Source organism: Bifidobacterium scardovii JCM 12489 = DSM 13734 (assembly GCF_001042635.1).
GTDB classification, from domain to species: Bacteria; Actinomycetota; Actinomycetes; order Actinomycetales; family Bifidobacteriaceae; genus Bifidobacterium; species Bifidobacterium scardovii.
The window spans coordinates 2,516,635-2,537,964 of the sequence record NZ_AP012331.1; the positions used below are offsets into that span (position 1 = coordinate 2,516,635).

Annotated in this window: 17 protein-coding genes; 6 read left to right on the forward strand and 11 right to left on the reverse strand. The window is 56.2% G+C overall.

Going from position 1 to position 21,330, the window contains the following annotated elements; translation table 11 throughout:
- Window positions 1-68 precede the first annotated feature (68 nt).
- Complete coding sequence (locus BBSC_RS10290; protein WP_033517350.1) at window positions 69-695, reverse strand: NUDIX hydrolase family protein; 627 nt, start codon at window positions 693-695, stop codon at window positions 69-71.
- A gap of 239 nt (window positions 696-934) precedes the next feature.
- Here BBSC_RS10290 and trxA point away from each other — a divergent pair, with 239 nt between their 5' ends.
- The 4 genes from trxA to BBSC_RS10310 all read left to right on the forward strand — a co-directional run bounded on the left by trxA (window position 935) and on the right by BBSC_RS10310 (window position 4,102).
- Window positions 935-1,300, forward strand: coding sequence for a thioredoxin (gene trxA, locus BBSC_RS10295; RefSeq protein ID WP_033517352.1), 366 nt, complete (start codon window positions 935-937; stop codon window positions 1,298-1,300).
- A 550-nt stretch (window positions 1,301-1,850) separates the two neighbouring features.
- Window positions 1,851-2,852 (forward strand): aggregation-promoting factor C-terminal-like domain-containing protein, encoded by a 1,002-nt coding sequence (locus BBSC_RS10300; protein WP_033517354.1) that lies wholly within the window; start codon window positions 1,851-1,853, stop codon window positions 2,850-2,852.
- Window positions 2,853-3,338: 486 nt separating this feature from the next.
- The gene (locus tag BBSC_RS10305) at window positions 3,339-3,773 is read left to right on the forward strand and encodes a hypothetical protein (protein WP_033517356.1); all 435 of its coding nucleotides are present in this window, start codon (window positions 3,339-3,341) and stop codon (window positions 3,771-3,773) included.
- A gap of 41 nt (window positions 3,774-3,814) precedes the next feature.
- Window positions 3,815-4,102, forward strand: coding sequence for a hypothetical protein (locus tag BBSC_RS10310; protein ID WP_033517358.1), 288 nt, complete (start codon window positions 3,815-3,817; stop codon window positions 4,100-4,102).
- A 236-nt stretch (window positions 4,103-4,338) separates the two neighbouring features.
- On the opposite strand, the gene BBSC_RS10315 is transcribed toward BBSC_RS10310, so the two are convergent.
- From BBSC_RS10315 to BBSC_RS10365, 10 genes are all read right to left on the reverse strand, one after another.
- A complete protein-coding gene (locus BBSC_RS10315; RefSeq protein ID WP_051923242.1) occupies window positions 4,339-5,478 on the reverse strand; it encodes an HNH endonuclease family protein in 1,140 nt (379 codons plus the stop codon).
- Between the two features lie 229 nt (window positions 5,479-5,707).
- Window positions 5,708-7,465 (reverse strand): DUF4012 domain-containing protein, encoded by a 1,758-nt coding sequence (locus tag BBSC_RS10320; protein ID WP_033517360.1) that lies wholly within the window; start codon window positions 7,463-7,465, stop codon window positions 5,708-5,710.
- 249 nt (window positions 7,466-7,714) lie between these two features.
- Window positions 7,715-9,355 carry an FIVAR domain-containing protein gene (locus BBSC_RS14010; RefSeq protein WP_051923241.1) on the reverse strand — a complete coding sequence of 547 codons (1,641 nt, stop codon included), beginning with the start codon at window positions 9,353-9,355 and terminating at the stop codon, window positions 7,715-7,717.
- 101 nt (window positions 9,356-9,456) lie between these two features.
- A complete protein-coding gene (locus BBSC_RS14290; RefSeq protein WP_033517362.1) occupies window positions 9,457-9,900 on the reverse strand; it encodes a hypothetical protein in 444 nt (147 codons plus the stop codon).
- 24 nt (window positions 9,901-9,924) lie between these two features.
- The gene (locus tag BBSC_RS10335; protein WP_033517363.1) at window positions 9,925-10,323 is read right to left on the reverse strand and encodes a helix-turn-helix domain-containing protein; all 399 of its coding nucleotides are present in this window, start codon (window positions 10,321-10,323) and stop codon (window positions 9,925-9,927) included.
- Between the two features lie 1,578 nt (window positions 10,324-11,901).
- The gene (locus tag BBSC_RS10340; RefSeq protein ID WP_033517364.1) at window positions 11,902-12,786 is read right to left on the reverse strand and encodes a hypothetical protein; all 885 of its coding nucleotides are present in this window, start codon (window positions 12,784-12,786) and stop codon (window positions 11,902-11,904) included.
- An 853-nt stretch (window positions 12,787-13,639) separates the two neighbouring features.
- Window positions 13,640-14,152, reverse strand: coding sequence for an NUDIX hydrolase (locus BBSC_RS10350; RefSeq protein WP_144414471.1), 513 nt, complete (start codon window positions 14,150-14,152; stop codon window positions 13,640-13,642).
- Window positions 14,153-14,171: 19 nt separating this feature from the next.
- On the reverse strand, window positions 14,172-15,488 hold the full coding sequence (locus BBSC_RS10355; RefSeq protein WP_144414472.1) for a hypothetical protein: 1,317 nt from the start codon (window positions 15,486-15,488) through the stop codon (window positions 14,172-14,174).
- 422 nt (window positions 15,489-15,910) lie between these two features.
- Window positions 15,911-16,933: a dTDP-glucose 4,6-dehydratase gene (rfbB, locus tag BBSC_RS10360; protein ID WP_034535491.1), complete on the reverse strand. Its 1,023-nt coding sequence runs from the start codon at window positions 16,931-16,933 to the stop codon at window positions 15,911-15,913.
- Window positions 16,934-17,012: 79 nt separating this feature from the next.
- Window positions 17,013-18,431, reverse strand: coding sequence for a polysaccharide biosynthesis tyrosine autokinase (locus BBSC_RS10365; RefSeq protein ID WP_033520044.1), 1,419 nt, complete (start codon window positions 18,429-18,431; stop codon window positions 17,013-17,015).
- 254 nt (window positions 18,432-18,685) lie between these two features.
- Here BBSC_RS10365 and BBSC_RS13425 point away from each other — a divergent pair, with 254 nt between their 5' ends.
- Both BBSC_RS13425 and BBSC_RS13430 read left to right on the forward strand, forming a co-directional pair.
- The gene (locus BBSC_RS13425; protein WP_081893022.1) at window positions 18,686-19,807 is read left to right on the forward strand and encodes a polysaccharide pyruvyl transferase family protein; all 1,122 of its coding nucleotides are present in this window, start codon (window positions 18,686-18,688) and stop codon (window positions 19,805-19,807) included.
- Between the two features lie 48 nt (window positions 19,808-19,855).
- Window positions 19,856-21,283, forward strand: coding sequence for an oligosaccharide flippase family protein (locus BBSC_RS13430; protein WP_081893021.1), 1,428 nt, complete (start codon window positions 19,856-19,858; stop codon window positions 21,281-21,283).
- The last annotated feature ends 47 nt before the right edge of the window (window positions 21,284-21,330 follow it).

A 21,330-nucleotide genomic window follows, 5' to 3' on the forward strand; every position in this document is an offset into this window, starting at 1 on the left:
ATCGATCGTCGACGCCCGGCGTGGCCGGTCCGCGGCCCGTTGTTCGGGCGCCGCCGGCGGCTTGTCTGTCAGACCCCGGCCCAGGCGAGCGCCTTGCGCACGATGTCGCCGTGGCCGTTGGTCATCTGGGCGAGGAAGGTCTCCATGAGATCGCCGTGCGGGTCCACCCATTCCACGTCGAGCGTCTCGTCCTGGGGCTTGCAGTCGCCCGCTATCGTCACCACGTAGCACAGCGCGATCGCGTGCTGGCGCGGATCGTAGTATTCGGACATGCCCGGGGTCGGGAAGAACTCCGCCACGGTGAACGGCTGCAGGCTCTGCGGCAGCACCGGCAGGGCGATGTCTCCCAGGTCCTTGGCCACATTGCGGGCGATAGCCTCGCGCAGCGTCTCATGGAAGAGCACGCGGCCGGTGATCAGCGTGCGTTCGATCGACCCGTCGTCGGCCACGCGCAACAGCAAGCCGATCTGTGCGATGCGGCCGAGGTCGTCGGTGCGCACGGGGACGATCTCCACGTATGCGATCGGCATCTGGCTGCGGGCGCGGTCGATGTCCGCCGGGCCGAGCCATCCGGGAGGATTGCCCCGGCCGGTGCCGTGGATGAAATCCTCAGGCGTAATGTTGTCGAATTCCCCGCGGCGACGGCCCGCGTCGAAGTCGCCCTCGTCGGGCACCTCATCATTCATGACTGCCATAGCATCAATTATCGCCCACCCCGTGCGACCTCCGTGTTTCCCCGCGCTCAGCGAACACGCGCGGGGGCGGTTCGCCGGGAGACCCGCCGCGCGGACACGGCGAGCGATCCGCGCGATTCGGCTGGAGGATGAAGTTTGTTGAGTGGTGCTGCGATATTGGTGCTGACCACGCAGGCGGGCGGCCATATGGGGCCGACGCCCGGAGAGGCGCATGACATGCGCAAAAGGAGATGATGGCTATGGCGACCGTTGCGGTAACCACGCAGGATTTTGAGAAGACGATAACCGACAACGACCTGGTGCTGGTGGATTTCTGGGCGACCTGGTGCGGCCCGTGCCGCGCGTTCGGCCCCATTTTCGAGAAGGCGAGCGAGGCGAATCCCGACATCGTGTTCGCCAAGGTCGACATCGACGCCAATCAGGAACTGGCGCAGGCCGCCGGCATCCAGGCCGTGCCGACGCTGATGATCGCCAAGAAGGGCCAGGTCATCTTCAAGCAGGCCGGCGCCCTGCGCGCCCCGGATCTGGACGACCTGATCGCCCAGGCCAAGACGCTCGATCTGGATGCCGCAGCCAAGGAGGAGCCCAAGAAGCCTGAGGAGTAAAACCTATCCCGACGCGGGGCCGGTATCCCGCGCCATAAGTTCGTGTACTACATCTGGCTCCCCTCGCTGAGGGGAGCTGGCCGTGAAGCGGCCTGAGGAGAGCACTGCCACGAACACTTGGAATCAAGCCGATTCGCATGCGCTCCCCTCGGGTCTCAGCGACGACGAGGATGTCGGAAACGGCCTTCCGTGCACATGCGGAAGGCCGTTTTCGGCTCCGGTGAACCAGAGTTGGTATGCTCCCGTTGACGGGCCGAGCCGTGTAGCGGACGCCGGAGGCGTCCGTAGGCGAGGACGCGACGACAGTCGCGCAAGAATATGCGGCCGCAGGCCGTCCTTGATTGCAGGGCCCGGAGGGCTGGCTCGCAAAGCGAGACTGAGGGTGGTCCATACGGTATCGACGGCACCGTTCCCCGTCTTCACCGCAAACCGTTTTCCCATCGATATTCACGATTTCACTACTTCGCGGCCAGACGCTAAACTAAGGAATCGTGTGTGCCGCCCGGCTGCACAGGTCAGCCGGCGACGGGTCGATCGAGCAAGGAGCATAATGGCCAATCACAGCAAGCGAGTGCCCACGCTGAGGTCTTTGAGCAAGCGCCAGTGGATGAAGATCACGGCGGTTGTCGCGGCCACGGGCATGCTTGCGGGTGCGGGCATCGTCTCCCGCAATTTCTATGCGGCCAGCCAGCATGCTGCCCAGTCGCAGGTCACGTCGTATTCGGCCACCGACGCCGATGCGCTGCAGGTGTCCCGTGGCGAGGCCCGTGAGTCGATGCGCGGCGCCGACAAGAACACGACCTATGTGACGGTGAAGATCAACGGCGAATCCCGCACCGTCCTCGGCTCCGATTTCACCGACGTCAAGTCCGTGCTCGACGCGGGCAACATCACGCTTGAACCCGACGATTCGGTCAGCCCGCAGCTCACCGATCCGGTGAGCGAGTCGACGGTGATCACCATCCAGCGCGCAGGCACGCAGGTGGAGACCAACGAGGAGCCGATCGCGTTCAACACCGTCAAGAAGGAGACCGATTCCCTGCCGCAGGGGCAGGAGAAGGTCGAGAACGAAGGCGAGGAAGGCGTGATGGAGACCACGAGTCTGGTCACGCGCTCCGGCGACAAGATCGTCTCCTCCAATGTGTTCACCTCATACGTGAAGAAGGCTCCGGTCGACAAGGTCATCCTCGTGGGCACCGGCAGCACGACGCCCACCGCCGCAGCGGCCAATATCGGCACGACGGTCCCGGCCGGCGACATGCAGTCGTGGGCACACGACTATCTGCTGGCGAACGGTTATTCGGAGGCGGATTTCACCGCCACCGTCTACATCATCAACCATGAATCCGGATGGCGTGTGAACGCCACAAACGCCAGCTCCGGCGCGTATGGCCTGGCCCAGGCGCTCCCCGGCAGCAAGATGGCCTCCGTCGGCGCCGACTGGGCGACCAACTACCAGACGCAGCTCAAGTGGTTCTGGAATTACTGCGCCAGCCGCTACGGGTCGATTCAGGGCGCGTACAGCTTCTGGACGACGCATCACTGGTACTGATCCACTGTCCGGCTTTCCGCTTGCGTGTGGGGTGTGCTTCCTTGTGGGGCACACCCCACACGCGTATGAGGGCTAGGGACTGCGTATGAGGGCTAGGGGCTATGCTTCATCAGCGCGTTTCCTTGTCTGGCTCCCCTCCATGAGGGGAGCTGGCCGCGAAGCGGTCTGAGGGGAGCATCACCGCGAACTCCCGAAATCAGGCCAATTCGCACTGCCTCCCCTCAGTCGGCTTCGCCGACAGCTCCCCTCATGGAGGGGAGCCAGCTAAGGAAACGAATTAATGACACAAGATACTACCAATCCTTTTCTACCATAATTTGGATTTTGCCCCCATTGTTTTAGGGTGATTTCATTACATTTCTACCCCACCATATTCATGGCATATTTTAAAAATCGCTCTTAGTATTTATTCAGCAAAATCATGTTATATTTATTATGAATTACGACATACATGTTTTTGCATATCCATAATCAAGGAGTGAAATTATGCCGTCATTATTGCAGGGATTCGAAGAAGTCAGCCTGATCAAGCCGGTCGGCAAGACCATGATGACCGTCACCGCGACGGCCGTGAAGTTCAACAAGGCGACCGCGGCCATTCTGGGATACCCGGCATACGCCAAGGTGCTCATCAACGACAAGACCCGGCAGATCGCGCTCACCCCGGCGACGCAGAAGGATCCCAACGCCGTCAAGTTCAGCAAGCCCGAAGACAAGCAGACCACGTCGGTCAGCGTCAAGGACGCCACGCTGGTCGAAGCCATCATGAAGTATTTCGAGCTGGCGGAGGTCCCCGAGGACGAGGTGTCGTACCAGTCCGTCAACGGCACTGCATACCCGGACGACAAGGCCGTGATCTTCGACGCCGCCAAGGCCACCGCCGGCACCATGAAGCGCCGCGGCCGCAAAAAGGCCGCCTGATCTTCATCTCTCCATGATCTGTGCATAGATAGGAATGCCTAATGGATAATTCAGCTGATTACATGCTTCAGTTCTTTAACTGCGAGACGCGGGAGGAGGGGTTCAACGACAATATCTCGACCGCCTTCCTGCATATGCATGAAACCGAGGCATGCCTTAAGGACCTGATCCGTATGCAGATCAAGCATCTGGACACGGCGGAGACGCTTATGCCCAGCATCTGGGAGAAACAGATCAAAAACATAGCCGCGCCAATGCTGACCGCACTGGTCACAGGAGGAATCGAGCAGCTCGGAGGCACTGCGTTTACGACCCTGCTGCCGTCATGATTCGGTGTGGTTCTTTCTCCTCAGCCGGTTGAGGAGAAAGAACCACACCGTTCTGTGCTCGCATAAAGGTTTCTTGGGCAGATTATTCACTTCGTAGGCAGGTCATCCCCGAAACCCTATCCGCGGAGACCAGTATTTCAGCCCTCGCGAACGATGGTCATTCAGGAGACCTGCCTACGAAGTGAATAATCTGCCTAAGAAACGGGCCGATTCCCCGTTTCAGCTCTGCAGGCCCGTCACTCCGGGAACGCGAAGTACTCCAGCGCCTTGCCGCTGAGATACCGCGTGCGGCGCACGATGTCGTCGATGGTCCACGAGGTCTTGTTCATGATCGTCTCCCCCTCTTCGACATCGGGAATGCTGGCGTTCAGACGGGACGATTGACGCAATCCCACAAAGTGGCCCTCGTCGGCGAAATCACGCTTCGACTCGCGGTAGGACAGCTGACCGGTATAGGGCTTCTCGTCATTGACGAACGGCCGCTGACTCAGATCGGAGTTGTACGGAGTCAGTGTCAGGTTGCCGAGCATATGCACATACTGATCCTGCAACGACGAGGCCTGTTCCGGATCCTCCGGCGAGATCTCGCGCTTCCAGTAGTCGGTCAAATCACCTTCGGGCAGAATATGCTCGATCGACCAGAACGGCTGCTTGTTTTTCGGATTGATCTCATCCAGATTGTCCGGATGCCCCTTGTCGAACAGCTGGGGACCATCCATATTGCGCTCCAAAGCGATGAGTATGTAACGGGTCGTCTTCGCGTTCTTGTCATACACGCCCTCGTTGCTCAACGCGTTGAGGAACACGTCATCCGTGGAGCTGATGCTCTTCAGCATCGCGAGAATGGCGGAGACAATGGCTGCGCCCTTCAGATCATCATTCTTGATCGTACGGGTCATGCCCAGCATCTTCGCGCGGATATTCGAGGACTTCGGCACCAGCGTGATGTTGCGGCGCACATAGAAGCAGATCAGAGCCTGCAGCAGCGTGTGCAGCTGATCGTCGTCAAGCTCCAGTTCCCGCCGCCCGACGAACAGGGACAGCAGCAGCGGATATGCCTGGGACGATTCCAACCGCTTGAGCGCGTCGAATTGATCATCGAACGGAGTGGTCTCGACGCTCTTTCCCGGGAACTGCGCGATCTGCGCGAATACACGCGCCCGGTCGATGAGCACACACAGATAATCGTTGCCGTCACGATATTCGTCATGGATGACATCGTCATACCGCTGCAGTGCACGTCCCTTGGTAATCGACGACGTGCCGTTGTCATGGAAGGCATCGTAGTTGTTCAGCAGGAACTGCGTGGTGACGTTGACGTCGAAATCCTCGCCGTCCGGCGAGAAAATGCCGACCAGCGACGCCCACTCCTCCAAGGTACCTTACTGCCAGCTCGAAACGCCACCCGCCATATGCTTTCCGATAGTACGCGCAGACACCGCTGACACGCTATGCGGATGGTGCTTGGCGGGTGATCGGCATACCCTCGATACCGTCTTAGTCCCCTCCCGGGGAGAACTAAAGAGAGAACGGACATGAAGAAAGCGCGGTACCCGCTTCACAAGAAGCAGATACCGCGCTTTCTGAGGATTCGGCCTCTACCGATCAGTATTCGTACGTGATCGAGGGGTCCCCGATGGTCGGCGTCTGGTCCAGCTTGAGGTTGGCGGAACCGGCCGCCGTGGTCACGTCGTATTCGACGGTCACCGTGGTCTCCGGAGCCAGGGAGAGATCGTCCATGTACGTCATATGGTCCTTGGCCTGCACCTGCGCGAACGAGCTGCCGTTCGACGCCGACACATTGCTGATCTCACCGCCGGCCGGCGTGTAGAGGATCACGCGATTGAGCGCCACACCGCCCTTGGCATTCGCCGTGATGTATTCCGGCAGCGAGCCAGCCTCGGACGCCGGCAGGGTGTTGGTGAACGAATACGTGATGTGGTAGGTGTTGTCGCCGGTCTTCTTCACCGTCGACTTGCGCTGGATGTACCAGTCCATCTTCGAAGCCTGCATCTCGTTGAGATAGACGCCGGCCACCGGGTTCTGCGCGTCGTTGGCGATCTCGCCGGTCACGCCGGCGGTGCGCAGCACGGCCTGGTCCTCCTCGTGGAACGACCAGAAGTACAGGTGGCGCTGTTCGGCCATCTTGAGCATCGTCTTGGCGACGGTCATGAGCTTCTGCGTGTTCATGTCGCTGAACAGATGATCGACGGCCTGCGCCGCGGTCTCGCTGAAGTACTGGTCCTGAGCCGCCGGCGTCAGCTCCTTGTACGCACCGTTGAGCAGGAACTCGGCGGTGTTCGAGCCGTTGAGCACACGGCCGTCGGACAGGGTCACGTCGCCGGTGGCGCCGATCATCGCCTGCAGGGCGACCGGGTCAAGCGACATGACGCCATCGGACGAACCGCCGAACGGCGCCGCCTGCCAGAACTTCTGCGCCATGCTTGCGACGCGAGGGAAATCCGGCGTGGATGAGATGTTGTGGACGAATTGGCCGAAGTACATGCCGCTGTAGAGTGTGCCGTCGCCTTCCTCATTGACGTCGTCCAGCGCGACGTTCGAGGGGAACTCGGCATCGGCATGGAACTCCCCCACCGTGATCTTGCCGTTGTCCGCGCTGAAGGAGCCGGCCGAGCCGACCAGACCGCCGGTGGCGCGGATCTCGGAATTCGTCTGGGCCAGCAGCACGTAGTTGCGGGCGCCGTTCGCGCCGAGGAAGTTGGGCAGCATGTTGAGCATGCCGGTCAGATTCTCGGTCATCTGCGCCAACGAGGCCATCTGCGTCTTGCCGCTCTGCAGCGCATTGTTCACCAAGCCGATCTTGGCATCGGGAAGATCCTGGATGGTCTTTGCCTGCGACTGCACGGACTGGTTGACCGTGGTGAGCTGCTGCGCCGCGGAGATGATCGGCTCCATATTGAGCTGGCCGTCGCCGCTGGAGAGGCTGGCGCTGGTCAGCGTGGTGACAACCTTGCCCAGCTGGGGCAGCGTGGTCTGCGCGAAGTCGTCGATGGTGTCGATGGAAACCCGAGCCGTCTTCACGTCGCTGCCGACCACCGGCACCTTCTCCGCCAGCGTCCACAGACCGCCGCTGACATCCTGCTTGGCGGCGGCGGCCTCGCTCTGGATGTAGCTCACATCGGACAGCGCCTTGATCATATCGTCGGTGGAGCCGTCCTTGATGACCTTGGCCGAGTTGATGACGTTATTGAGATGCGTCTTGGCGCTCATCGCCGACTTGTAGAGCTTGAATCCGCAGAAACCGGCCGCAGCGGCGCACACGACCAGCAACAGCAGCACGACGAGCAGCGTGTTGCGGACGCGATGGGTTTTCCTGGTGATCGTACGTGCGTGTGACGGCATAGGTTACTTCCTTACATTGTTATGCATATCAATACTGGCTGGTTGACCGGTCATGCCTCCACCGGACGGGCGGTCCAGCGGACCGCCCGTAGCAGTGCACGAAGTGCGCGTTGCATATGATGCCGGAGGCCGTCGGCACAGCTGCCTAGGTGGCCAGCACCGATTCTCAGGTTTACACCCGCGCTACGCTCGACCTCCGGCAGCCGAAGACAACCGCTGAAACTCCAGCAATTACCCGCCAGCTAATGACTATTCAGTTTTATTGCTATCCGTTCCCGAATTGGTGTCCGTATTCGTTCCCGACCCCGTATCGGGAGTCGTCGGAGTCGTCGGTTCCGTCGGCTTGGTGTCCGGCTTGGTGTCCGGCTTGGTGTCCGAATTCGTTGGAGTCGTCGGTTCCGTCGGGGTCGTAGGTGTGGTCGGGGTCGTGGGTGTGGTCTCCGGAGTGGTCGTCGGCGTCTCCGGCTGCACGGTGGTCCCCGGGGTGGTCGTCGTCGTATCCGGCACCGTGGTGTTCGGCGCCGGCGTCACCGTGGTCTGTTGCTGCTGGGTCGCAGTCTGCTGCTGCGCGGTCAGTTCGGCGATCGACGCATTGACGTTGTCCATCGCGGTCTGCAATGTCGTGACGGCGGTCTGCAGCGACTTCTGGTCCGGATCATTCTGCTGCAGCAGCGTGTTCGCGCTGTCGATCGCGGTCTGCAGCGCGTCGCGGGTCGTCTCGTCGGCGACCATGCCCAAGCTGTTGTCGAGCGTGGTCTGCGCCTCAGTCACCTTGTCCTGCAGCGACTGCTTGGATGCGGCCTCGGTCTTGGCGGACTTGCTGTCATTGACGGACTTGACGGCCGATGTGATGGTCGAGGTGGCGCTCTTCGCCGTCTTGGCAGCCTCCTTGGCGGCCTTGGCATTGGTGGTCAGCTGCGCGGCCGACAGCGATTCCTTGCATTCGGCGGGAGCCTGCAGCGCGTTCGCGTCGCTGACCGCCTGCTTGAGGGCGGTGACCGTGGCGGCGTCGGCAACCTGATCGGAGGTCACGGACTGGACGGTCTTGGAATCGCTCAGAGCCTTGTCCAGCGCCTTTTTCGCGTCGGTGTACTGCGTGTAGGCCTTGTTGCAGGAGGACAACGCGCTGCTGTACAGCTGCCGGTCCTCACGGTTCGACCAAATGCGCCATACGAACATGCCGCATGCCACAAACACCGCAATGGCGAGAATCACCGCCAACGTGACGACAACGGTCTTGGGGATCCCGCCACGCTCCACCGAGCGGGTCGTGGACACCGGATCGGGGGCGCCGGGATCGTCCACCGGCACGGAGCTTTGCTCGATCGCGCTGAAATCGATATCGAATGGATCGGCGTCCTTGGCCTTCGTCGCCGTCGCGGTCGCGGGAACCGTCGGGAACAACGGCTGCCCCTCGTAGGTCGGCATGACCTCGGTCTCGGACTGGGCGGCGGCCGGATCCGGCCCGCTCACGGCCGACGCCCCGAGCGATTGCGTCTTCCTGTCCTGCAATGCGGGGAATGCCAAGTCGATGGGCTGGGTGGCGGCCTGGGCCGCTACGTTGCTTGCCGAATGGCGAGGACCGGAAGGCGCGCCGGCGTTCTCGCCGGCATCATACATTTCCGTGGGGAACGTGATCGGAGGAATATCCCAGAACGTATCGACGATATCGTGATTGGCAGCCGGGATCTCCGCGTTCACCGGCTTGCCGGGAGGTAGCGGAACACCGTTCATCGCCGTGGTGGGCTGATCGTCAGTGAATCGCGAATCGCTTTGCTGGGCGACCCCGGATACCGGAGACTGCACCATCGTGAGCTGATCCGCGACGCTGTCATGCGACGACGGAACCGTTGGCGTCGTATTCTTTTCCGGCTGGTCACCCGTTACCATGAGCTGGCATGCACCTTTCAGCGAGTATTTCTCCTACCGCAAGCCAGTCTACTCATGCCCACGGGATAACCCAAAAGACCCCGGAAGAATACCGAATTCCTTTACCTTTGGTCCGGATCGCGAGCCGGCTCGGACTCGTCCAACCGGCTGATCCCCGGAGGCGGAACCAATGGAATCTTCGCGACCGGGAATTCGATCGTCCCCGCTTGCGCGATGACGGATGCGCGCAACGCCAGCCACAGGTACGAAACCAACTGCTTATATGACTTTTTTTCATGCATGTGCACCAGATACGTGCACGCCACAGCCGCAACTGGACAATCATCCCAGCTAGGCTCCTCAGAGGAATCCGACGTACCAGCAAACGCTTCTATTGCCATCTCCACCAAGCAACTTGGCAGCTCACTCTCGCCAACGGCATCTGGAGTTTTGGTTCTTACCGTCACTCCAACCCGAATACGAGCATCTGACAAGTCTGAAACGGAATAATCATTGATCTCCGCGCGCGAGGCTACAAGCCTGACACTGACCACATTCTCGTCCACGAGCACTCCTTATGTGATACGACACTAATCGCGTACCGTAACCGACAGCGTATAGTCCTCGGCCATGGATCTCCCCGAGGATGCCGGCGACATAACCGTTGTATCGGGCTCATCCATATAAAAGGCCCATTGAGCACTTTGGGAGATAAAAGCTTGGCAATCCGTATGCAGCCTCATCATCACGGCAAGCGCATATGCACGTATCTCCGAAGCCTTAGGATCATAGTAATACTGTTCGAATGCATTAATCCGCGCCTTCGTCGTCCCTAAGAAACGCGACACCTGTTCCTGAGTAAGACCAGATTCCTTACGCCTCGACACCAAAGCATGCTTCATCCTAAGAAAATCATCATGCAGTTCGAAAGCCACTTCATCAAAATCGACAGAGGCAAAACGATCTTCGATCTCACGCTGATCCACCATTGAGCGCGCCTCCTTTCTCATGAAAACAATACCGGCACTTCACACTGCGATGACCCCAGTTGCTATACCGATATAGCGCAAAACGCTCCTGCGCTTCGCCCATCCGAGCGTTCTGCCGATCACGCTGCACGGCAGCCGAAAGATCCTCCGTCTCTTTGCGATGGAACAGCAATGCAACCATCTGAGGGGTCTCTGAACTCATCCTCCGCATAGTACATCCTGTACTGCCGAAGAGATCCTCTGTTACCAGACAACGGTGCCTCATACGGATAACGCAATTCCCATACATCCGGCTGAGTAACGACCGGTGACACAATATCCTCGCTCTCCGCGAGCCGCCGCGCATGCCACTGCGGTGACATACTGCCGAAAATCATGGCGTAAACCAACTGGAAGTCCATTAGCCGCAACGCCGACTTCCTCATCGACAAAACATCGGGGTTGCTCCGAAATGGTAGTGCACTTGTGGAATGACCGAGATCCGGATGCTGCTTTTCGGAAGCACAATGAATCGGCAACTCTCCTATCCGCCATCATCAGCCTCCTTTCCAAGCGAGGTGCGGCCACTCTACCGGGTCGCGGGCAAGACATCAAGAGAGCCGGCAGCGAGTGTCGCAGTGTGTACGGCATCCCAGACTTGTCGAGGAGCCCCGCCTTCACTTCAACGGGCACCACCCAAAATCAGGCGGACTTTTGACGCTCCAGTACACGAAATCAGTCATATGACGACGGGACCAGGACCATCCCTTGGCCGACGGATACCAATCACCAATCACCATCGGATTCGCGGATGCCGGATCACGGTTGGGCATGGTCCGTCCCGGGCGTCGCCCACCCCATAACAGCGATGACAACACGAACCAAGCCATATCAGCATCCTCGTCATCGTTGCGACGAATCGTGACCGGCATGTGCATAGCGTGGAATCGCTGCGCCGCTCGGCCGTGTGAGCAGCGCAGACAGGTGGCATCCCAGCGGAACCCCTGATTGGAACGGCAGTCGCCGCGCTTGCCCCCGCCAGCGCGTCCCCTGCCGGTATCACCGCCATAGCGGATATGGGAATACGGATCATACTGAGATTCATAAGGTGACCTCCCCCCGATTCGGGTGTCATAGCACTGTGGACCGGCATACTCGCATTCAATCGGTCCATCGTTACGAACGTCACCCTAGTACAGTTCGCAACGCTTTTCGACCATGAAAACGTTTCCAAAAAGCAGGTAAATCCGCATGGCGAATCGCCGCATCCTACGCGCTCCTCAGTCCCCCATATCATGGGCAAATACATCATTTCATCACCATTCAAGCCCTCCGGGCAGGATATGGAAAAGAGCGATAGCACACGTATGTCATCGTTCCCAAGATAGTGGAAATCGGGTGTTGCACAGACTCGGCGACACCGATGAATGTCCATATGGCAAGCATCGCATATTCGACATGCGGCCACTCTGCTACACAGGACAGTGAGACCACGACTCGATGCCGCAATGATTCAGCAAGATGTGGGACCGGATCCTTTCGGAGCCGGTCCCACAGAGAGTCAGGGGATCAAGGCCCTTCCCATATCATCCATGCGTATCATCGGAGGAAATGGCACAGGAGCCTCGTATCACCGGTTTCAACCCATAGGGTAAGGGCGTCCATGAGCTTAGGCGAAAGCTTGTGCCCCTTACCCTTGGTCACCGATGTGAACGATCGCGAATGAGGTCCGTCGCGCATATCGTATCCGTATACGATGCCGTTCCGATCCACGATTTTGAAGATGCCGCCGACGGCGCAGTATGCGTTCGACGACGGGCCGGGACCATCTTCGCGCGCAATCGCCGGCTCGTCCAACAGCCTCCAGCGATATCCTCCAGCCACGCTGCCATCAACAAGAGCACGGCAAACCGAGCCACGCTCGTCACCTGCAGCGCCTGCGACGCTGAAAAACACCGCATCCGGATCCCCTGTATTCGGATCAATCCGCTCCACTGGATATCCCCTGCAGTCCGCATACCTCCACAGGAATCCGCAGCATGTCAATCCCGTATGCGCGGCGCGATACAGATCGGCGCCGGAATGCAGTCCAAACGCCCGAGCGGCACGGCAGACGCCCGTAAACGTACGGATGACACGTCCGCTGTCGGGGTCGATCTGCTCGATCGGTCGCGATGAATCCGGCATCGTAGCCGGAGCCACGCCGCTGCCGCTGAGATAACGCCAGCGGTATCCGTACGAGGTGCCGCCTCGCAGGATCGCATTCCTGATATTTGAAGCGTTCTTCCCGCCCAACGCGCGGGCAGCATGCTCGGTGCTGCCGAAGACACGCAGCACCTTGCCGGTATCCGGATCGATCTGCTGGACCCGTCGGGCCGCAGGGGAACGGCACTGCCCGGACTGCACGGGAATGGCGGAACCGCCCTTGGCGCCTCCTCGCGTGATCCCGAAAAAATGAGAAGGGATGACTTCGCCGTCATTCATGGTATCTCCTTGTCTCCCCGCAGTATCGGTACGTGCGATCCCGTGACGCATCCGTATGACGAAGGCACCGTTCCATACTCTTATGCGAGCGATGAGATCTGTAGCGGTACAGTCGAGTCATACACGGCAGTGTGTGCTTGTACTTGCGCCGGTGCATGGCGCGCCGGTGCATGCGCGCGTTGGCACGGCACGCAGCATACAGCCGAACGGCGTTACGGCAATCGCGAACACCGGCATGCCATGGCACGGCATATGCCGAGCAATGTTTTCTGGGTTCTATGGGATGCGGTGTCCACGGAATAATCAGCAGCATGATGACGTATATGGCATCGACCGACGGCGTAGCACTCTGACCCTATTCACGGCCAAGGTCAGACGACATCGCGACGCCGACACGCTTCTTGGAGGTATCGGACGCCGATGTACGCGTAACAGTCGAATGCGGCAGCATATGCATCATGCCGCTTGCAGAACGCGATGCATGCGGTCAGCGGGGATGTACCGCCATCTGCTGCTCTGCTCCGATGGGGCCCAGCATACCATCGGGGATGGCGGGTTGTCCATTATGATGGGCTGCTGGCAGTTCATCTCGTCAATGGTTGAGCGGAGTATCACCGTCGGCGAAAAATGGCGCGTAGCGCCGGAGGAAAGGTCGAACACCTGATGCCGCCGTGTTTTTTCGACTGCCCCAACCGGTTGCGTCAACAACGCCCTGCAAACGGAATGAGCGGCCGATTGTCACTGCCTCAGTCGCCAAATCGCATACGCGGCGATCGTAATGCCATCGGCGATGGATCCGGCAGCGATCATACGATCGAGAGTCTCCACCGAACACCATGTCAGATCGGCGAGCTCAATCGGATCCACTATCCGGCACCGTATCGAGTACCGTCAAGCCCACTATGGCGATCGAATCCTTCAATACGCCGGTGTCGGCATGGATATATTGCAAGGTCACAGCCGAATCGGAATCCGCGTGCAATCCAGTTTCCTCATGGAACTCGCGCAATGCGGTCTGTTCCGGAGACTCACCCCGCTCCCCCATGCCCCGGGGAAATTCCCACTCCCAGGATCCCGTGGCGATTCGCCAATGACGCGCGAGTAATATCCGCCCGCCGCACATCGCGACGCACACCGCCCCAGACCTACCGTCTTTGACCGACGCATAGTGCACCGCAAAATGATTCCCCGTGTCGGTATCCCGCAAGGCCACTTGCGTGACCGTAAAGTCGACACCGCCCCGTTCTCGATACACGACGCTCTCCCCCAAAACCTCCAGTGGAGGCTCGCCATCGCGCACTTCGGGCAACGCATCATTCGAATTCCGATTCGCCCCATTTCCACCATCGTTCGTGTCAACGATCAATTCGCATCGACATATCCCGTTATTCCAGATACACCACGGTTTTGAAACTCGATCTTACGCCCCACACCCATTTCGAGATATCGATAAGGTCGGGAACGATGCCGATGAACCATGCCGCCAGCACAATCAGCCATATCGGCGCATTGCCATTCAGCCACACGTTATCCGTCATTGCGGAAACCAACGCTAGGATACCGGCGATCAGCGCGCCCCACAACATGTCTTTGCCATCATCTTTCAGGCTTTTCTGCCGGCATGCCTGATCCACCGCATATGCCACGTTACGGGTGCAGATTTTCTGCACCCGAGCATTCATATCCGCATTGCACTCCCGCCATGCCCTGATGATCGGCTGACTCTGATAGCAGAACGTCGCGAACAGCACGAACGGCATCCGTCCCAACTGCCTGGTGATGTTGCCGCTCAGCACCAGCGACGACCGACGCGACTCGTCTCCCGCCAATCGCGCGAATGAGTTGTTCGGCGCGCTCACCGCCACCAGATAGGCACCAAGATGCTGCGCCATGGTTTTCTGATACACGAACTGATACCAGTCCCGCAGCAATTGCCGGGATAATTCGGGCTTGCCGACCTTGGTGACCGGCCGGGTCGCGTTCTTGCTTCCATCGGCTTCGGTCTCTCGCGGCGCCGATTCTCCCTCCGGCAGATCGGCCCGATCGATGCATACACATGCGTCGGAGCGTTTCGGCATTGCCGCGATGGCCTGCAACGTCCGGGTAAAGGTCACGGCCGTATCATGCTTACCTGGCTGGCCGGGTCGGCTGGTTCGCCCATCATCTGCGGCATCCGCGGATCGCGGCAAATGGAACTGTCTGCTCAGCACATCCTTATATCGACGCGCATTGTGATCGAAGCATGTGCCGAAGCCGGGACTTCCCGTTGTCTGCTGCACCGATGGATCATTCTGGTTCTCGTACAGTACCAGCCCCTGCTTCTCGGCATCGATCCATTCCTGCCATCGCTGCCCAAGGAATCGGCATCGCTCTTCCAGTGCCGTACCATGCCAATAGTCCGTATCATCGTCTGCGGTATCGCCGTACAGCACTCGCGCAAACATTTCGGCAATGATCACCGCCCGTGGCGCTCCTGTTTCACGCGCGTGATTCAATCGTTCGGTGAATTCGGCATAGAACCGGCCATCCAGCCCCGATGCCTGTGCACGCGTAATTGTGGTACCGAACACGTAGTATTCCAATGGCCGCATGGTCAGCTGCTCCTCAGCGCCTTCACACGCCGTATCAGCAGGTCGTATCGACGCATCGATGCTCTTCGCCGATTGTCGCACATCGCCGATCCGTGCGGTGGTAAATGCCACCAGGCAGTCCTCCAGCGTCGGCTGACGGCCGGAAATGATAATCGCCGGCCCATCACCGTGTGACTTTCCCAATACGCCGTTGACCGCAGCGGGGCCCAGTGACAGGAAAAAACATCCCATCCAGCAGCTGGGCGTCGGTCAGCATGACCGTGGGACAGTACATATATGCAGTACGCACGATGCCGGCAAAATACGTAGCGATTCTGGTGTAGTCGTTCAGCATTCGCTCGCAGGGACAATACGTATTGGTCCGGCACCACAGCCTACGATCCGAGGGTATGCGGGGCAGTCTTGTACGATGTCGTTCCACTCCTGCCGCTGTTCGGTGGAATCGAAGTTCGTGATCATCGTCGCGCGCAGCGGTGTCTCACTGTCCATATGACACAAGTCTAAGCCCTATTGTCCACGTGACGTTATGCGGTTCATTGCCCCTGTTGTTTGTATCGTGCTTCGGTTGCGGCCTTGGCGGGTTCCCACCACGCGCGGTTCTCGGTGTACCAGGCGATGGTCTTCTCCAAACCCTTCTGGAAATCAGTGTGCGTAGGACGCCATCCCAGTTCGGTCCGCAACTTGGTCGAATCGATCGCATAACGACGGTCATGACCCGGGCGATCCCTCACCCAGTCGAAATCATCGGGATCCCGGCCCATCACCGTCAGGATGTCGCGCAATACGGTGATGTTGTTGCGTTCCCCGTTCGCGCCGATCAGATAGGTCTCGCCGAGACGGCCCTTCGTCAGGATCGTCCACACCGCGGAACTGTGATCCTCCGTATGGATCCAGTCGCGCACGTTCAGTCCGTCGCCGTACAGCTTCGGCCGGATCCCTTCGAGGATGTTCGTGATCTGCCGGGGAATGAACTTCTCCACATGCTGGTACGGGCCGTAATTGTTGCTGCAGTTCGAGATGGTCATGCGCACCCCGAAAGTACGATGCCATGCGCGCACCAGCAGGTCCGAGCTCGCCTTCGTCGACGAATACGGGCTCGACGGATGATACGGGGTCTCCTCGGTGAACTTCGCCGGATCATCCAGCGCCAGATCGCCGTACACCTCGTCGGTGGAAACGTGGTGGTAGCGCACGTCGTACTTGCGCGCGGCCTCCAGCAGGCGGAACGTGCCCTCCACGTTCGTCTTCAGGAACGGTTCGGGGTTCGCTATGGAATTGTCGTTGTGGGATTCGGCCGCGTAGTGCACGATCGCGTCGTGGCCGGGCACCAGTCTGTCGAGCAGCTCCGCATCGCAGATGTTGCCGTGCACGAACTCGACACGATCCCCGAGAATGCCCCTGATGTTCTCGAGATTGCCCGCATACGTCAGGGCGTCCAGCACGGTGACATGCACGTCGGGATGATTGTTGTACACGTAGTGCACGAAATTCGAACCGATAAAGCCGCAGCCACCGGTCACGATGATGTTCTTGGGGGTGAAAATCTCTTCTGTCATGATTCACAGCATAAACAAAAATCCGTGGCGACGCCATTGTCGACCACGGATTCATTGTTCGATAGGCAAGGCTTCCGAACTAACGGCGCTTCTTCCGGTTGCGCCTGTTCTTACCGCCCTTCTTGTTGTTCTCCTCGCCGTAGTAATAGTAGTAATTACCGGAGTGAATCTTCTTCGGATCGGCGAAGTTGAAGATGAAGCCAAGGATCGGCACCTCGGCGGTCTTGAGCGACTCGACCGTGGACTGCAGCTCCTTCTTCTCCACAACGCCCTTACCGGTCACCAGCACCAAGCCGCCGGCCATACGGCCGAACAGCGTGGCGTCGCCGGCAACAGACAGCGGCGTGGTATCGATGATCACGTAATCGTACTGGGTGAGCGCCTGGTCAATCAGCTCGCGCATGATATCCGAGTTGAGCAGAATACTGGCATTCGCCGGACGCTTGCCGGCGGGCAGCACATGCAGATTCGGCTTCCAATACTTCTGGATGACGTCCTTGGGAGACGCCTGCCCGGACAGTACATGCGACAGACCGACGTGGCCTTCGATGCCGAGCTTGGGAGCCACCGACGGATGACGCAGATCAGCGTCGACGAGCAACACACTCTTGCCCTCCTCAGCCAAGGCCACGGCGACATTGGCAGAAACAGTGGTCTTGCCTTCGGACGGATCGGTGGAGGTGATCACCAGCAGACGACCATGCTGGCCGGGCGTAGTGGCGAGGAAGGAGAGGTTGGTGCGGACGCGGCGGAATTCCTCAGCCTCGCTGCTGGCGGGCTGGGCTACCACGATCGGACGATTATCGTCCAGGGTATCCGATAGAGGAACGGAGCCGAGAGAGGAAGCACGGGTCAATTCACGCACATCATCGGAGGAGTCGACCTTTGTGTTGAGGATATCCTTGAGCAGTGCAACGCCGATGGCGATGATGACACCAAGCACAAAGCCAGCCGCAAGGAACATCGGCACCTTGGGGGAGCTTTTACTCGTCGGAACCTTTGCCTTCTGCACGACAGACAACGAAATCGGGGACTTACCCTGACCATTGGTATACAGGTCCGAGGAAATCTGTTGTGAAAGGTTCTTCGCGACACTGTTGGCGATGTCAGCGGCTTGCTGAGGATCTCCCACCTCTGCAGAAATATCGATCATATATGTACTGGTCGGATTGGTCGCAGTAACCGCTTCGGCCAGAGCTTCCGGGGTCATATCCAAACCGAGTTCATCAATGACCGGATCAAGTACCGACTCGGTCTTGACCAGCTCAGGATACGTCTTAATTTGCGTGGAGAGATACGATGCTCCAGAAGACATTTCTGTAGTATTTTGCGTTTCCCCGGAAGTACCGGCATACGTTGCGAAAAGTTCAGCAGTTGCAGTGTACTTCGGGGGCATCAGAAACGTAACACCGGCCACTACACCAAACACAACGACAAAAGAGATGATCGCAGATATGATGTGCTTGCGCAGCACCTGCAGTAAATCACTTACATTCAATGGGCTTCCTCATTCTTCCGGAAATCTCACACATAATACAGTAATGTACCATCCCCTGGAGAACTTCAAAGGATTTGCGTTGCACCACAGCCGCTGCTTCTATGCATACCCCTTGACCATAGTTCCCCAATCTGAGTAATCGATGATTTTCACCAAAACCATCAATGAAGGTCTAGATGCTATCCAATACATGGAATAGTATATATGATGTATATGAGTACACATAGATTGTTGATTGGGAAAGTCTAATAACGATGCGGATTGGTACAATTACATTCCATAGTGCATATAACTATGGCTCAGCGCTACAGGCTTATGCCTTGAAAGAATACTTGAAATCACTGGGGCATGACACTCATGTGATTGACTACAGAGGAGATGATTTTGACCAATACCGACTCTTTGCCACCGGCGACTCTCAACGGCTACATAGAGCACTATCGAATATAGTCTTTTTCCCTCGTAATTTTAAGAGATATAGAAATTTTGAGAAATTCATAAATCAACACCTCGATATAACTCCTAATCGATATCAAGGGAAGAACGCAGAAGAAGAACTGAAGAAGGATGCTTCTTCATTCGACGCACTGATCTGCGGCAGCGATCAGATCTGGAATCTTGATTGTACACGTGGAATTGTGGGTCCTTTTTTCCTTGATTTCGCGGCTCCAGGTTGCAAGAAAATTGCATACGCCCCAAGTTTGGCTCAGACCCATTTCAAATCAGAATTCTTTAATTCGTCAGTAAAATCACAACTTTCATCATTGCTTGATGATTTTAATTCTCTCTCCGTAAGAGAAGCAAACACTGTCAGTCTATTTCAACCGTTGACCAAGAATCCGATAAATGTTGTAGTAGATCCAACCCTTTTGTTGGAAAAATCTCAATACACATCTATTGAAACAGATAATCTGCCAAGCAAAATACGCAATAAAAAGTTTATCTTTGCATATACGTTATGGCCTAATAATTCAATGCGCAAATATGTTGATAATTTAGCGCGACGTCATAATCTTATCATAGTTTATATCTCACGCAAGGCAATTAATTATTCATCACCATCCATTAATCTCTTTGGAATCTCGCCTAGTATGTTTCTAAAGTTAATCGATGATGCTGAATATGTTGTCTCTAACTCTTTTCATGCTACTGTCTTCTCGATCCTCTTTGAAAAGAAATTCATTACATATGGAAAGGATAAGGCAACATCGCGAATGGCTTATCTCCTTTCTGAATTGCACATTTCTGATCATTTGGTGAATGATCAATTCGAATCAGCGTTTGATCCGATATCCGCCGATTGGGATAGCGTGCAAAAGAAACTATCTGAAATGCGGATATATTCGATTCATTATCTCAAGGAAGCTCTCTCATAAGGTATTCTTAATATCTCATTTACGTACATCAAACTAAATACATAAGATATGAATAAATATAAAACTCTTTTGGTAAATATCGGATTATTCACAATAAACGCTGTCTCAACTAAGTTAATTACTTTCTTCCTGATTCCCTTATACACATATTTTCTTTCAACCCAGGAATATGGCATTACAGATATGTCATTGACAGTCGCAGGATTGATCTCTCCTGTTGTCGTTGCATCAATTAATGATTCTGTTGTACGATTTATTATCGATGACAAAAAGAATGCCCAAAAATATATCACGATAGGTTTTTGGATAAGTTGTGTCGGCTGCCTAATTTCTGCAGCCTTGCTTCCCGTTCTTGATTTAGATATTTTCGGTGGGCTCGGTGATTATAAGGGCCTTTTCTTTATATACTTTGTAATCACCCTCTTCTCAAGCTTCTTTAGCAACACAGCACGTGGTCTTAATCAAATCAAATTAATCACTTGGACTTCAATTATCTCTTCGCTGGTATCTGCTGCCTCTGCTGGAATTTTAATAGGTCTTCTCAGGTTCAAGGTTGACGGATACTTCTACTCTCTATCTTTGGGTGGTTTTGTTTCTATTATACTCTTTGTCTTTGCTGGCAAGGTTTATAGATACATAAGATTCCCCTCGCTTAAGAAGGACAAATATCTTGAGCGAATGCTTATCTATTCTTTTCCATTAATTCCGAATGCAATTTTCTGGTGGGCTGGAACAAGCATCAACCGTTTCTTCATTACCTCTGTCCTCGGCATCGGAGCATCCGGTCTATTCGCAGCAGCAAGTAAAATACCTAATGTCATGAATCTTGTATCTTCTACATTTTGGCAAGCTTGGAGTTTATCAGCTTTTCAAGAATATAAGACAACAGGAATCACTAAGTTTTTCTCAAATATTTTTATGGTATTTAGAATTATTTGTACTCTTTTTGCTTCATTGATTATCGCGCTTACTCCCTTCATTGCTTCGATATTACTGCAAAAGCAATTCTATACTGCTTGGCCTTTGATCCCACTACTCATCTTAGCGTTCTTCTTTAATGTTTTAGCAGGATTCTATGGAACCGTCTTCACAACTGCGATGAAAACATCCATGCTCTTCTGGACAACTGTTATCTCCGCTATTGCAGTAATCGTTTTTACAGCGCTTTTCATCTACCCATACGGATTGTACGGCGCTGCGCTGGCTATGATTATCAGTAATATTGTTATGTTGATCAGTCGAGTTTTCCTTTCATCTAAAGTTCTTGACATCCAGGTAAATGGAAAAATCGTATTACCCTCTATTCTGCTTCTTGTTTCACAAACAGTAATAGTATCCGCGCAGATTCCTAATTATACGATTTTTTCAATTATTACTTTCATACTCCTGCTCATTTTGAGTATTTTTGAAGTTCTTCCATTAGCAAAGCAATTTATAGTATCCCATAATAAAATGCGCTCTCACTTTCTAAAATGAGAGCGCATTTATTATTCGGTAAATTTACTTTTGATAACGTCCGATTT